Annotated in this window: 10 protein-coding genes and 1 pseudogene; 6 read left to right on the forward strand and 5 right to left on the reverse strand. The window is 71.5% G+C overall.

Annotation, left to right across the window (positions count from 1 at the left end; translation table 11 throughout):
- Positions 1 to 12 precede the first annotated feature (12 nt).
- On the reverse strand, positions 13 to 600 hold the full coding sequence (locus tag ACIQTP_RS34265; protein ID WP_403407339.1) for a hypothetical protein: 588 nt from the start codon (positions 598 to 600) through the stop codon (positions 13 to 15).
- A 270-nt stretch (positions 601 to 870) separates the two neighbouring features.
- Here ACIQTP_RS34265 and ACIQTP_RS34270 point away from each other — a divergent pair, with 270 nt between their 5' ends.
- The 4 genes and pseudogenes from ACIQTP_RS34270 to nhaA all read left to right on the forward strand — a co-directional run bounded on the left by ACIQTP_RS34270 (position 871) and on the right by nhaA (position 7,057).
- Positions 871 to 1,956: a WD40/YVTN/BNR-like repeat-containing protein gene (locus ACIQTP_RS34270; protein WP_403407341.1), complete on the forward strand. Its 1,086-nt coding sequence runs from the start codon at positions 871 to 873 to the stop codon at positions 1,954 to 1,956.
- A gap of 174 nt (positions 1,957 to 2,130) precedes the next feature.
- On the forward strand, positions 2,131 to 4,578 hold the full coding sequence (locus tag ACIQTP_RS34275) for a SpoIIE family protein phosphatase (RefSeq protein WP_403407533.1): 2,448 nt from the start codon (positions 2,131 to 2,133) through the stop codon (positions 4,576 to 4,578).
- Positions 4,579 to 4,884: 306 nt separating this feature from the next.
- Positions 4,885 to 5,169: pseudogene (locus ACIQTP_RS34280) on the forward strand (hypothetical protein); the annotation flags it as partial.
- Between the two features lie 10 nt (positions 5,170 to 5,179).
- Complete coding sequence (nhaA, locus tag ACIQTP_RS34285; protein ID WP_403407535.1) at positions 5,180 to 7,057, forward strand: Na+/H+ antiporter NhaA; 1,878 nt, start codon at positions 5,180 to 5,182, stop codon at positions 7,055 to 7,057.
- Between the two features lie 27 nt (positions 7,058 to 7,084).
- On the opposite strand, the gene ACIQTP_RS34290 is transcribed toward nhaA, so the two are convergent.
- The 4 genes from ACIQTP_RS34290 to ACIQTP_RS34305 all read right to left on the reverse strand — a co-directional run bounded on the left by ACIQTP_RS34290 (position 7,085) and on the right by ACIQTP_RS34305 (position 10,517).
- On the reverse strand, positions 7,085 to 7,984 hold the full coding sequence (locus ACIQTP_RS34290) for a PIG-L deacetylase family protein (protein ID WP_403407343.1): 900 nt from the start codon (positions 7,982 to 7,984) through the stop codon (positions 7,085 to 7,087).
- Between the two features lie 94 nt (positions 7,985 to 8,078).
- Positions 8,079 to 8,984, reverse strand: a complete 906-nt coding sequence (locus ACIQTP_RS34295; RefSeq protein WP_403407345.1) for an NAD(+)/NADH kinase — start codon at positions 8,982 to 8,984, stop codon at positions 8,079 to 8,081.
- Between the two features lie 190 nt (positions 8,985 to 9,174).
- Positions 9,175 to 9,471: a zinc-ribbon domain-containing protein gene (locus ACIQTP_RS34300; RefSeq protein ID WP_352050851.1), complete on the reverse strand. Its 297-nt coding sequence runs from the start codon at positions 9,469 to 9,471 to the stop codon at positions 9,175 to 9,177.
- 368 nt (positions 9,472 to 9,839) lie between these two features.
- Complete coding sequence (locus ACIQTP_RS34305; protein ID WP_168489681.1) at positions 9,840 to 10,517, reverse strand: uracil-DNA glycosylase; 678 nt, start codon at positions 10,515 to 10,517, stop codon at positions 9,840 to 9,842.
- Positions 10,518 to 10,686: 169 nt separating this feature from the next.
- Here ACIQTP_RS34305 and ACIQTP_RS34310 point away from each other — a divergent pair, with 169 nt between their 5' ends.
- Both ACIQTP_RS34310 and ACIQTP_RS34315 read left to right on the forward strand, forming a co-directional pair.
- Positions 10,687 to 11,685 (forward strand): N-acetylglucosamine kinase, encoded by a 999-nt coding sequence (locus ACIQTP_RS34310; RefSeq protein WP_403407347.1) that lies wholly within the window; start codon positions 10,687 to 10,689, stop codon positions 11,683 to 11,685.
- Positions 11,686 to 11,900: 215 nt separating this feature from the next.
- The gene (locus ACIQTP_RS34315) at positions 11,901 to 12,824 is read left to right on the forward strand and encodes a sirohydrochlorin chelatase (protein WP_095856132.1); all 924 of its coding nucleotides are present in this window, start codon (positions 11,901 to 11,903) and stop codon (positions 12,822 to 12,824) included.
- Positions 12,825 to 12,883 lie beyond the last annotated feature (59 nt).

A 12,883-nucleotide genomic window follows, 5' to 3' on the forward strand; every position in this document is an offset into this window, starting at 1 on the left:
CGGGGGGTCTCCTCAGCCCGTCTTCCACCCCCACAGGGGCCCGACCCGTTGCCAGTCCTCGTCCCACTGCGCCATGCGCCGCCGTTCCATTCGCCCGCGTACCAGCCGTCCCCCGATGAACGGCACGCCCGCGCCACTCACCCCCACCAGGACGCCCACCAGCGCGGCGCGCAGCCGGGCCTGGGAGGGCGTGGGGGGTTTGGTGACGAGGCGGCCGTCGGCGTCCGTCCATACGGTCACCGGGGTGCCCGCGGGGCTGCCGACGGACACCCGGGCCTGGCCGGCGTGCGGCGAGCCGTCCGCCGTGGTCCAGTGGACCTTCGCCCAGACCATGTCGGCGTCGTTCGCCGACGCGGTCGACTTCGGCAGGTCCTTGTTGAGCAACGCCCTAACGGAGTGCCACTCGGCCCGCTGCCGGGCGAGGCCGTTCTCCACGGACTGCGCCGCCAGCAGACCGGTGAACACCCCGCCGAGCGCGGTGAGCGCCCAGGCGACGAGCACGATCCAGGCCTCCAGCACGTCACTGCGACGCCGCAGCGGATTGCGCCGCCATCGCCACAGCCACACCTTCGGAACCTTCGGACCACGGAATGCCGCCATCGATGGCATCCTCCTCACGACCGCACGGACATGCCACATCGCCCTCCCATACGGGATCGGTCCCTCCGATGCTCACAACGAGTCCCACGCCCCGTGCGTTCCAGGAATCCGGCCACCCCTCGCCCGTGGACGCGTCGGCCGGGACGAGACCTCGCCGATGATCGACGCCACCCTGCTGACCTGCGGTAATACGGCGTACAGCGGAGACTGTCAGTGCCGGGGTGCAGACTGGCCGATGTCTGAGACGACGTCGTCGCGGAGGTGATCGGCATGGCCGAAGTACTGCTCACCGTCGGTACACGCAAGGGGCTGTTCATCGGGCGGCGGCGCGGCGCCGCCTGGGAGTTCGACGAGAGTCCGTACTTCAACGCGCAGGCCGTGTACTCGGTCGCGATCGACACCCGCGGCGAGACACCGCGGCTGCTGGCCGGAGGGGACAGCGCGCACTGGGGTCCGTCCGTCTTCCACTCCGACGACCTGGGGCGGACGTGGACCGAACCGGCTCAGCCGGCCGTCAAGTTCCCCAAGGACACCGGGGCTTCGCTGGAGCGGGTGTGGCAGTTGCACCCGGCGGCGGCCGAGCGGGACGTGGTGTACGCGGGCACGGAGCCGGCCGCGCTGTACCGCTCGGAGGACAGAGGCGAGTCCTTCGAGCTGGTCCGCCCCCTGTGGGAGCACCCCACCCGGTCGCAGTGGGTGCCGGGCGGCGGTGGCGAGGGGCTGCACACCGTCCTCACCGACCAGCGTGACCCAGGGGTCGTCACGGTCGCCGTCTCCACGGCGGGGGTGTTCCGTACACACGACGGCGGGGCGAGCTGGGAGCCGTCCAACTCCGGTGTCTCCGCGGTGTTCCTGCCGGATCCGCACCCGGAGTTCGGTCAGTGCGTGCACAAGATCGCACAGGACGCGTCGACCCCGGACCGGCTCTACCTCCAGAACCACTGGGGTGTGTACCGCAGCGACGACGCGGGCGGCGAGTGGACCGACATCGGCGCGGACCTGCCGTCCACCTTCGGGTTCGCGGTGGCCGCGCATCCGCACCGCGGGGACACGGCGTACGTCTTCCCGATCAACGCGGACGCGGACCGCGTCCCGGCCGACCGGCGCTGTCGTGTCTTCCGCACGCAGGACGCGGGCAAGACCTGGGATCCGCTGACCGCGGGGCTGCCCACGGAGGACCACTACGGCACGGTGCTTCGCGACGCGCTCTGCACGGACGGCGCGGACCCGGCGGGCGTCTACTTCGGCAATCGCAACGGCGAGGTGTACGCGTCGGCGGACGACGGGGACAGCTGGCGGCAACTGGCCTCGCATCTGCCTGACGTGCTGTGCGTACGCGCCGCGGTCGTCGGCTGACGCCGGGGAGGCGCCTTCTCGGACGACATCCGGCGTCGGTCACCCGCAGTGGTGGTGCCGACCCGGCCAGTAGCGAATTCACCGCGTCGAACGGTCCCTTGCGCCGCTGGCGCGCCGCTGCGGGAGGCGCGAGCATGGAGGTATGGGGATGGCGGTGAAGACGTGACGCCTGCGATTCCGGAATCAGGCAAAGATCCCGGCAAAGAGCCCTATATCGGTACGGAAGAAGCAGCCTCGGACGCGGCGGCGATCGTCACCCTGGTTGGCACGGTGATCGGCTGGACCCGAAGCGCGGAAGAACTCCTCGGCCGTTCGGCCCGCGAGGTCGTCGGAGGCTCCGTCGGCCGTCTGATCGCCGTGCCCGAAGACCCCGGCCGCGTAGCGGCGATCATGGAACGCTGCCGTGGGGGCCAGCCCTGGAGCGGAGTGGTCACGCTGTCGCATCGCGACGGCCGCCGTGTCGAAGTGAATCTGCGCGTTTCCGCATCGTTCCAGGTCGGCGACTGCGAGTGCTTTCTCGTCTCGGCACGGAAACGGATCACGCGCTGGGCCATGGGGCAGTCCGTGCTGGACGGGTTCCTGACCCGTTCGCCCGTGGGAATGGCCATCGTGGACATGAACCTGCACTGCGTCTGGCTCAACAACACCCTGGAGAGCATCGGCGGCATACCCCGTGAGCAGCGTCTGGGCCGGCGCCTGAGCGACCTGTTCCCGGGTCTCCAGGCGGAGTCCATCGAGGACGTGATGCGCAAGGTACTGCGGACCGGCGAGCCGGTCAGCGACTTCGAGTACCTGGGCTGGAGCTGGGCCGACCCGCATCGGCAGCACGCCTACTCCACGTCGTTCTTCCCCCTGGTGGACGTCGACGGCGCCGTCACGGGCATCTGCTACATGGTCCTCGACGTCACCGACCGGTGGAACGCCCGAAAACTGATCTCCATGGTCAATGAAGCCGGCGCCTGTGTGGGCAGCACCCTGGACGTCATGGAGACGGCCCAGGAACTGGCCGACTTCGCCGTACCCCGGTTCGCCGACTTCGCCATCGTGGATCTGCTGGAGCCGGTCCTCAGCACCGAGGGGCACGGAACCTGGCTGTCCGACGCGGGCCCGGCGGTGCCGGGGCCGACGATGCGGCGGGCCGGCATGAGTTCCGTCCGGGCCGGGTGCCCGGAGGCGGTCGCCCAGGTCGGCGATCCGGTGGACTTCATCCCTCCCCCGCACGATCTCGGCCTTCTCGTGAACGGCGAGCCCGTCCTCATACCGGTGCTTAACCCCGACAACCCTCAATGGGTCGTCGAACAGCCGACCAGGACCTCGAGCATGCGCGAGTTCGGACTGCACTCACTCATCTCCGTGCCGATGCGGGCCCGGGACACCGTCCTCGGCCTCACCACCTTCGTCCGCTCGCAGAATCCGGCTCCCTTCACTCCGGACGACGTACTGCTCGCCCGGGAACTCGTCGCACGAGCGGCCGTCTGCGTCGACAACGCCCGCCGCTACACACGGGAGCACCACGCCACACTGACGCTCCAGCACAGCCTTCTGCCCCACACGCTGGAGGGCGGCATGGCCGTGGACGTGGCCTCCATGTATCTGCCCGCGGACGCCAAGGACGGGGTGGGCGGAGACTGGTTCGATGTCATCCCGCTGTCCGGAGCCCGGGTCGGCCTCGTCGTGGGCGATGTGGTCGGCCACGGCCTGAGTGCGGCCGCCACGATGGGCCGGCTGCGTACCGCGGTGCAGACGCTCGCCGACATGGATCTGCCACCCGACGAGCTCCTGGCCCACCTCGACGACCTGGTGCTCCGCCTCAGCGAGGAGGAGTCCCATGACGCGTCGGCCGACCTGATCCGGACCACGGTGATGGGTGCCACCTGCCTGTACGCCATCTATGACCCGGTCACACGGAACTGCACGCTGGCCCGGGCCGGCCATCCGCCGCCGGTCCTCGTCACCCCGGAGGGCCGGGTCAGCTTCCCGGAACTGCCGGCCGGTCCGCCACTGGGGCTGGGTGGACTCCCGTTCGAGGCAGTAGACATCGAGCTCGCCGAGAACAGTCTGATCGGCCTCTACACCGACGGCCTCATCGAAGGCGACGAGCGGGACGTCGAGGTCGGGATGGCCCACCTCGGGGACGCCCTGAGCCCTTGCGATCTCCCGCTCGAGACGCTCTGCGGCAACGTGCGGGGCCTGACCTCCACGCCGCAGTCCGACGATGTCGCGTTCCTCGTGGCGCGCACGCACGCGCTGAGCGCCGACCACGTCGCCTCGTGGGACGTGGCCTCCGATCCCGCCGCCGTGGCCGGGGCCCGCGCCCTCGCCACCCGCCAACTCCGCGAATGGGGGTGGCAAGAGCTGGCCATGCAGACCGAACTCGTCGTCAGCGAGTTGGTCACCAACGCGGTGCGCTACGCCCCGGGCCCCGTGCGACTGCGGCTGCTGCGCGCATCCCGTCTGATCTGCGAGGTCAGCGACACCAGCAACAGCTCCCCGCGGCTGCGGCACGCCCGGACCACCGACGAAGGGGGGCGCGGCCTCTTCCTCGTCGCCCAGCTCGCCCACCGCTGGGGCACCCGGTACACACACGAGGGAAAGATCATCTGGGCGGAACTGGACTCGTAGACGCCCGCAGCGCGGTGGTGATGTCGGCGGGGTGGTCCTTGACGGGGCGCTCAGGGAACGCACGCGGTGCCGTCCGTGCCTCGGCCCGGCGACCGGATGCCAGCAAGGCGAAGGCTGTGGCCCAAGGGCGGTACGGGCCCCGGTCCGCCCCCAGGTCGACCTCGACCGACTCTGGATCGGTAGACCCTCGATCGGTATTCCCTGGATCGGCGTCGGACCACGCTTCCTGTGCTCCTCCCGCAGGCACAGCAGGACGAGCGGGAGAAGCCCCCGCTCCAGGCCCGGCGTCCCGGCGCCGTCCAGCCGTACCTTGCGGCTTCCCGCGCGGCCGTCCCTTCCATCGTGGCCGACTACCGTGCCTCGGCCGGCGTCGAGGTCGAGCGCGACCTGGCCGACCGTGCTGCCGGGAACCGGCTGCGGATGCCCGTGGCCGTTCTCCAGCTGCACCGGGGCGCGGCTCTCGGCTTCGACGCCGCCGCGCGGTGGCGCGCCTGGGCACCCGACCCGCGGCACACGACCGTCCCCAGCACCGTTTCGCCGCGTGCCGGACCACGCGCGGGGCGAGAATCAGGGGGTGACTGTGCCAGCTGAGACCTCGCCCATGTCGGGGCAGACCGTGTGCGGCAAGGACGCGCGCAGTCCGCTGCGCTCCTTCCTGCAGACCGAGACCGGCAGTGCCGCCGTCCTGCTGGCCGCCACCCTCGTGGCCCTCGCCTGGGCCAACACGGGGCCGGGCACGTACGAGGCATTCTGGCGCACCGAGCTGTCGGTCCGCCTCGGGGCGGGCGAAGTGGCCCTGAACCTGCGGGAGTGGGTGAACAGCGGGCTGATGACGCTGTTCTTCTTCGTCGTGGGACTCGAGGCGCGCCGGGAGTTCGACCTGGGCGAGCTGCGGGAGCGCAGGAGGGTGACGCTGCCGCTGCTCGCCGGGCTCAGCGGCATGGTCGTGCCGATCGCGATCTACCTGGCCCTGAACGCGGCCCATGCCTCCCAGCACGGCTGGGGCACCGCCATGTCGACGGACACGGCCTTCGCCCTGGGCATGCTCGCCCTCTTCGGGGCACGGCTGCCCGACAGCCTTCGGGTCTTCATCCTCACCGTCTCCGTCGTGGACGACTTCCTGGCGCTGGCCGTGATCGCCGTCGCCTACAGCGGCGCCCTGGCCCTGCCCGCGCTGCTGACGGCGCTCGGCCTCTTCGCGGCCGTCGTGCTGGTGCGGCGCACCCTCGGGGTGCGGACTCCCGCCCTGTACGCGGCGCTGGGCGCGGCGGTGTGGGTCGCGCTGCTCAAGTCGGGGGTGGACCCGGTCGTGACCGGGCTCGCGATGGGTCTGCTCACCTACGCCTACCCGGCCGAGCGCGTCGACCTGGAGCGAGCCAGCCGTCTGTTCCGGCGCTTCCGCGAGCAGCCGACGCCGGAACTGGAACGCTCGGTACGGCGTGGGATCGCCTCGACGCTCTCGCCCAACGACCGGCTCACGCGCATGTTCCACCCCTGGACGAGCTATGTGATCGTGCCGCTGTTCGCCCTCGCCAACGCCGGCATCACCATCGGCGCCGGCCAGTTGGCCGATGCCTTCACCTCACCGATCGCCCTCGGTATCCTTCTCGGCTACGTGCTCGGCAAGCCGCTCGGCATCATCGGCGCCACCTGGCTCACGACACTCGCCAGCCGCGGGCGTCTGCGCCCGCCGGTCGGCTGGGGCGCCATCACCGCGGGCGGCACCCTGGCGGGAGTGGGGTTCACCGTGTCCCTGCTGATCGCCACCCTCGCCTTCGACGGGACCCAGCTGGCGGAGGCGAAGATCGGCATCCTCACCGCCGTGGTCTGCTCGTTCCTCCTCACCTGGCTGGTCACCTCGGTGATCCGCGCCCTTCCCAAGCGTTCCCGTATCCGGGCACTCCTCGGCACGGGCACCACCATCGTCGACCTCAGCGACCCCGTCGACGTGGACCGCGATCACGTACGCGGCCCGCTGGAGGCGCCCGTGACGCTCGTCGAGTACGGGGACTTCGAGTGTTCGTACTGCGGCCTGGCCGAGCCCGTGGTGCGCGAGCTGCTCGACGGCTTCGGCGACGTGCGCTACGTGTGGCGGCATCTGCCGCTGACCGACGTCCATCCGAACGCCCAGCTCGCGGCGGAGGCCGCCGAGGCCGCGGCCCACCAGGACGGGTACTGGGAGATGCACGATCTGCTGATGGAGCACCAGGGTGACCTGCGGCTGAAGGACCTGCTCCGCTACGCCGGGGAGATCGGCCTCGACACCGAACGCTTCCGCAAGGATCTCCGCGAGGGCACGGGGACGGCCCGGGTCGCGGCGGACGTGGAGTCCGCCGACCTCAGCGGTGTTTCGGGCACCCCGACGTTCTTCGTCAACGGCCGCCGCCACTACGGCGCCTACGACATCGCCTCACTGTCGGCTGCGGTGCGCGCCGCGCGGCAGCGGGCGGCGCTTCAAGGGGCCGGCCGACAGGACTGAGCCCGGGTCAGGGCGAGGCCGTACGGTTCAGGGCGTCTCGTGGGCGCCCTCGAACAGGTCGCTCTCCCGTGTGCCGCCGGTCCACGGCGGATGGGCCCGCACGTATTCCTCGACCCGGCCCGCGTCCCCGGGCACGCTGAAGAGCCTCAGCAGGGCCGCGGCGTCCGCCTGGCTGGAGTGGGCTGCCAGGGCTCGCAGCTTGTGCGGCCAGAAGTCGGTGACATCCACGGCGGCGGTCACGGTGTCGTCGTCGACGGCGACGTCGAGCGGGGGAATCCAGGCGTCGGGTCCGAGGGCGGCCTCCGCCAGGGCCCGCACCGCTTTCAGACTCGAGAGCGACACGGCGATGTAGTACAGCTTCGGCAGGCTCCGCGGGTGCCGGCCGCCCTCCTCGTTCCGATCGCTGCGATCGTTGTGGGGGTGAAGTCCGCCGGACCGCCTGATCCGCTCGAAGGCGGCGACGGTCAGCTCGTGCGCACGGACATGATCGGGATGGTACGAGAACCCATTGGGCGGATACGTCACGATCACATCCGGCCGGTACTCCCGTATGAGCGCCTCGAGCCGCCGGACGACCGGCTCGCCCTCCATCCTGCTGAACGCGTGCGGATCGATGTCGTCCGCCGAGTCGGGCACGCCGGAGTCGGGGTAGTTCAGCCGGACCAGGTCACTGATGCCGAGCGCGGCCCCCGACTCGGCGAGCTCGCGGGAGCGCCGTGCGGCGACCTGCGCCGGCTCGTGGTCGCGGTGGCCGGGCTTGCTGCTGCCGGCTCCGTCGCCCTGCGCGCCGTCGGTGCAGGTGACGAGAACCGTACGAACCCCGGCGGCCGCGTAGCGGGCGAGCGTGCCGCCCGTCTGACTGGCCTCGTCGTCCGGATGCGCGTGGACGACCATCAGCGTCGGCCGCCGGGTCTGCGGTGCGGTCATGACATGGACCCTTCCGTCGGCGGCCCACCCTACCCAAGGCGGCCTCCCCCAGGTCGGCCGCTGTAGCGCACAGGACGCGTTCCTCGGCCGCGCGTCAGGGCCCCGTCGAGGGGTCGGCGGGGTCCCGGGAGGTTCGGCCGCCCGCTTCGATACTTCCCTTGATGCCGAGTTTTCTGCGTGCTCGCTGGTAGAACGTCGTACCGCCCAGGCGCACGACATGAGCCGCCGCGGGGCACGCCGTCACGGTGACCCGCTCGCCCGCGTCGAGGTAGCCGAGCACCTCGCCGTCGACCTCGACCGCCAATCGCCCGGTCGTGGGGAGGAGTTCGAGGGTGACGTCCTCGTCCGCGGGCAGGACGAGCGCCCGGTCGAACGACGAGTGCGCGCTGGCGGGGACGACCAGGATGGCTTCCACCCGGGGCGAGAGGATCGGGCCGCCCGCGGCGAAGCTGTACGCCGTCGATCCGGTCGACGTGGAGACGACGACGGCGTCGGCGGCGTAGCGGATGAACTCCTCGCCCTGGAGCCGGATCGCGATGGCGGCCATGCCGCTGCCGGGTACCCGTACGAGGGCGATGTCGTTGAAGGCACGGACCTCGCGCCCGTCCGGGAGGCGCGTTCGCACGGCCATGCGGGCCTCGGTGGTGAACTGGCCGCTGTCGATCCGGTCCAGCGCCGGCTGGAGCTCGTCGACATCGATCTCCGCGAGGAAGCCCAGCCGGCCCAGGTTGACGCCGAGTACCGGAGTGTCACTTCCGGACAGCAGCCTCATGGAACGGAGCATGGTCCCGTCCCCGCCGAGACTGACGATCAGATCGGCCCGGGCGACGAGGTCCAGAGCCGGTACGGCCACGGCACTGCAGGCGATACGGCCCACCTCGTCCGGCAGCCCCAGCACCTCGGCCTCGTTCTTGCGGGCCCACTGCACGGCCGACTCGATGACCGGTCCCGGATTGCGCCGGGGATGCAGGATCAGGCCGACCGATCCGATCAGACCCATGAGAGGGTTCCCTTCCGTCGAGACACCATGTCCAAGTAGTCCATCATTGCCCCGTGAGGGCCATTTCCGACCGATGCGGCACGGAATGCAGCCTGGACGACTCATACGGAAGGGGTCGGCGGCGGACCGGCGCCGTCCGCGGGGAGCACGGCGCCGTCGACGTAGCGCCGCGCCGGTCCCCGCCCCCGGCTCAGGCCTGGTACGGCTGCTGAGGCTGCTGCGGCTGGCCGTACTGCTGGGCCGCGTGAGCGCTCGCGGCCTGCGCCTGCAGCTGCTCCGCCTGCTCCTTGGTCGCCTTCTGCTCCACTCCGCAGAAAGTGCACTGCGTCGCGTACTTCGACGAGATCGGGAACAGCGGCACGAAGAACAGCGTGAACTTCGTGACACGCTTCCGGAGCGTGTGCGCGGAGGGATTGCCGCAGCTGCCACACACCAGCGTCAGTATCGCGAGCTGGTACAGGTATCCCCTGGTGCCAAAAATGATCATACTGTTGGTCCCTCCCGGGTCGGCGCGAACGAGCTGCGGGATGCACTCGCGGAGCACAGTCTCGTGCACGTCGACGCGCTCGGCGATGGCGGGGTTGCGCGATGGCGGAGTTGCGCGACGCCGCCCGAAATTCCGACGGGGGTTCGGGCGGCCGCCGGTGCCGGGTCGGGGTCGCGGTGACGCAGAGCGACGCGGCTGACACTCCGTCACGGCCGCGTCGGCGACGATCGGATCGGGCTCGGCATCCACGATGGTGGCGAATCCCGCACCTTCCGGCGCGCACCACCCCCGCGCCGGCGGCCGCCCCGCCTGCAGGACCCGTACCCGCGCCGGAAGCCGCGCGGGTGGCGCGAGGTCCGATGACCGCTCTACGGCAGGCGCCAGTCCACCGGCTGCACGCCCTGCCTCACCAACAGCTCGTTGGCCCGGCTGAACGGACGCGAGCCGAAGAAGCCGCGATCGGCCGACATCGGTGAGGGGTGCGCGGACTCGATCGCCGGGAGGTCCCCGAGCAGCGGCCGCAGATTGCGGGCGTCACGCCCCCACAGAATCGACACCAGCGGCTTCTCCCGCGCGACCAGCGCCCGGATCGCCTGCTCCGTGACCTCTTCCCAGCCCTTGCCCCGGTGCGCCGCGGGCTTGCGGGGCGCCGTCGTCAGCGCCCTGTTGAGCAGCAGCACCCCCTGCTCGGTCCAGGGCGTCAGATCACCGTTGGACGGCCTGGGCAGCCCCAGGTCCGTGTGCAGTTCCCGGAAGATGTTCTCCAGACTGCCCGGCAGTGAACGCACCTCGGGCGACACGGCGAAACTCAGCCCGATGGCCATCCCCGGCGTGGGGTAGGGATCCTGGCCGACGATCAACACCCGGACGTCGTCGAAAGGCTGCTGGAAGGCCCGCAGGACATTTGCCCCGGCCGGGAGATAGGTCCGGCCTGCCGCTATCTCGGCCCGGAGGAAGTCCCCCATGGCGGCGATACGTTCGGCCGCAGGCTCCAGAGCCTTCGCCCAGCCTGCTTCGATGAGTTCATGCAAGGGTCGTGGTGCCACGACGTGCCACTCTACTGGCACACGCCGTGACGCATTCATACGGACGAGCGGCGCGCGCGGACCCGCCTCTCGACGCTAGTCTTCCTCCTCGCCGAGATCATCGAGCCGGTCCAGCCGGTCGCCCGACCGATCGCCCAACCGGCCGGTCAGCAGAGAGGAGGGGAGCCTGTTGCGTCCCTCCAACGCGTCCGCCGGTGTGCTGGCGGTGGACTCGGGCGGCTCGGGTCTGCGGGCGGCGCTGGCCGTGCACGGGCATGTCGTCGGCGTTCCGCTGACGTCGAAGGAGCCGGTCCGCACGGGCCCGCGCGGCATCGACGCCGGACATCTGCTGGAGCAACTGCTTCCGATGGCACGGGAGTTGATGACCGCCACCGGGACGGGGGAACTCGAGGCCGTCGCCGTCGGAGCGGCGGGTCTCGCCACCCTCGGCGACGCACTGCGCGCCGAGCTGCCCTCCGCGCTGGAGCACGAACTCGGCGTACGGCGGCTCGCTTTGGCCGCCGACGCGGTGACCGCGTACGTGGGCGCGCTCGGCCCCCGGCCGGGCGCGGTGATCGCCGCGGGCACCGGCATGATCGCGGTCGGCACCGATCTGGGGAGCTGGCGCAGGGCGGACGGCTGGGGCCACCTGCTCGGCGACTGCGGCGGTGGGGCGTGGATCGGCCGCGCCGGGCTCGAGGCGGCCGTACGCGCCTTCGACGGGCGCCCCGGTGGATCGGCGGAACTGCTGGCGCGGGCCGAAGAGATGTTCGGACCGGTGGCCGGGTTGCCGGGCAAGCTGTATCCGCGCACCGACCGGCCCGCCGTACTCGCCTCCTTCGCGCCCGAAGTGGCCGCGTGCGCCGCGTCCGCCGTCGGCGACCCCGTCGCGCGCGACGTGCTGCGCGCCGCCGCCCGGCACCTGGCCGACTCCGCGGCCGCCGTCTGCCCGGACACCGGCGAGGACCGAGTCGCCCTCACCGGGGGCCTGTTCGAGATGGGCGACCCCCTGCTCGTACCGCTGCGCGCGGAGCTGACGGAGCGGTTGCCGCACGCCCGGCAGGTAGCGGCCGCGGGCACCCCGCTGGACGGCGCCGTACGTATCGCCGTCGACCTGGCGAGCGACCGGCTCACGCTCCCCCGCGATGAACACATGCTGGACGTGAGGACCGAAAAGGGCACAACCTGACTATCCATACCCCGAAAGGGGGATTCATCCGCCCTGTCGGACAAGTGAAGTTGACTCCCGCACCGGTCTTCACAGGAGCACCACAGCACCGGCGAGTCCAGCCACACCGATCATTTCTGATCCACGCGTAACTCATCAGACAAAACCGGACGGATACCGCTCACCTGCACCCTCCCCGAACAGGGGAGCCCAAGAAGCCAGTAACATGCGTCGCCATGAGCTCCCCCACTGGGCCCGCGTCCGGCCTGCCAGTACGAATGCCGCGACCTCGCCAGCCCGGGCGGCACCGCCGACCCGAGCCGCTGGCGGCTCCCGAGGGCGCGCCCGCGCTCGTCCTCGCGGTGCCGGGCACCTCCAGCGCGGCCACGCGCAGCCTCGCCGAGGAGGTCGTGAGCATCGCGCGCTCCGAGCTGCCCGGCCTCGACGCCCGGATCGGGTACCTCGACGGGGACGACGCCGAGTTCCCCACGCTGCAGTCCGTGCTCACGCGTGCCGCCGAGGAGCGCACCGCCCGCTATGAGCAGGCCCGTGCCGCCGGTGCGGACGTGACCGAGCCCGACGGCCCCGTCGCCGTCGTGGTGCCCCTGCTCGCCGGCCCGGACAACGCGCTGCTGCGCCGGGTCCGCCAGGCCGTCATGGAGAGCCGGATCGCGGCCGACCTGACCGACGTTCTCGGCCCCCACCCGCTGCTCGCGGAGGCGCTGCACGTGCGTCTGTCCGAGGCGGGTCTGGCGCGCGCCGACCGTGCCCGGCTGTTCACCGTGGCGACGGCCGCCGACGGCATCATCCTCGCCTCCGTGGGCGGCGAGGAGGCCGTGCAGGCGGCCGGGATCACCGGCATGCTGCTCGCCGCGCGGCTCGCCGTGCCGGTGATGGCGGCGGCGCTGGACGAGGAGGGCGCGATCGCGGCCACGGCCGAGCAGCTGCGCGGCTCGGGTTCCCAGCAGCTCGCCCTGGCTCCGTACCTGATCGGCCCGGAGATCGACGCCGGCCTGCTGGACGCGGCCGCCAAGGAGGCGGGCTGCTCCGCCGCCGAGGCGCTCGGCCCGTACCCGGCGATCGGCAAGCTCGCGCTGGCCAAGTACACGACGGCACTGGGCATCGCCCCGCAGCAGCCGCAGGGCGCGCCGGTCCGCTGACCGCCCAGGCACCACCCCTCGCACGCCGAAGGGCCCGCTCCTCTCACCGGAGCGGGCCC

The sequence above is a fragment of the Streptomyces sp. NPDC090798 genome, from assembly GCF_044768965.1.
GTDB lineage: Bacteria > Actinomycetota > Actinomycetes > Streptomycetales > Streptomycetaceae > Streptomyces.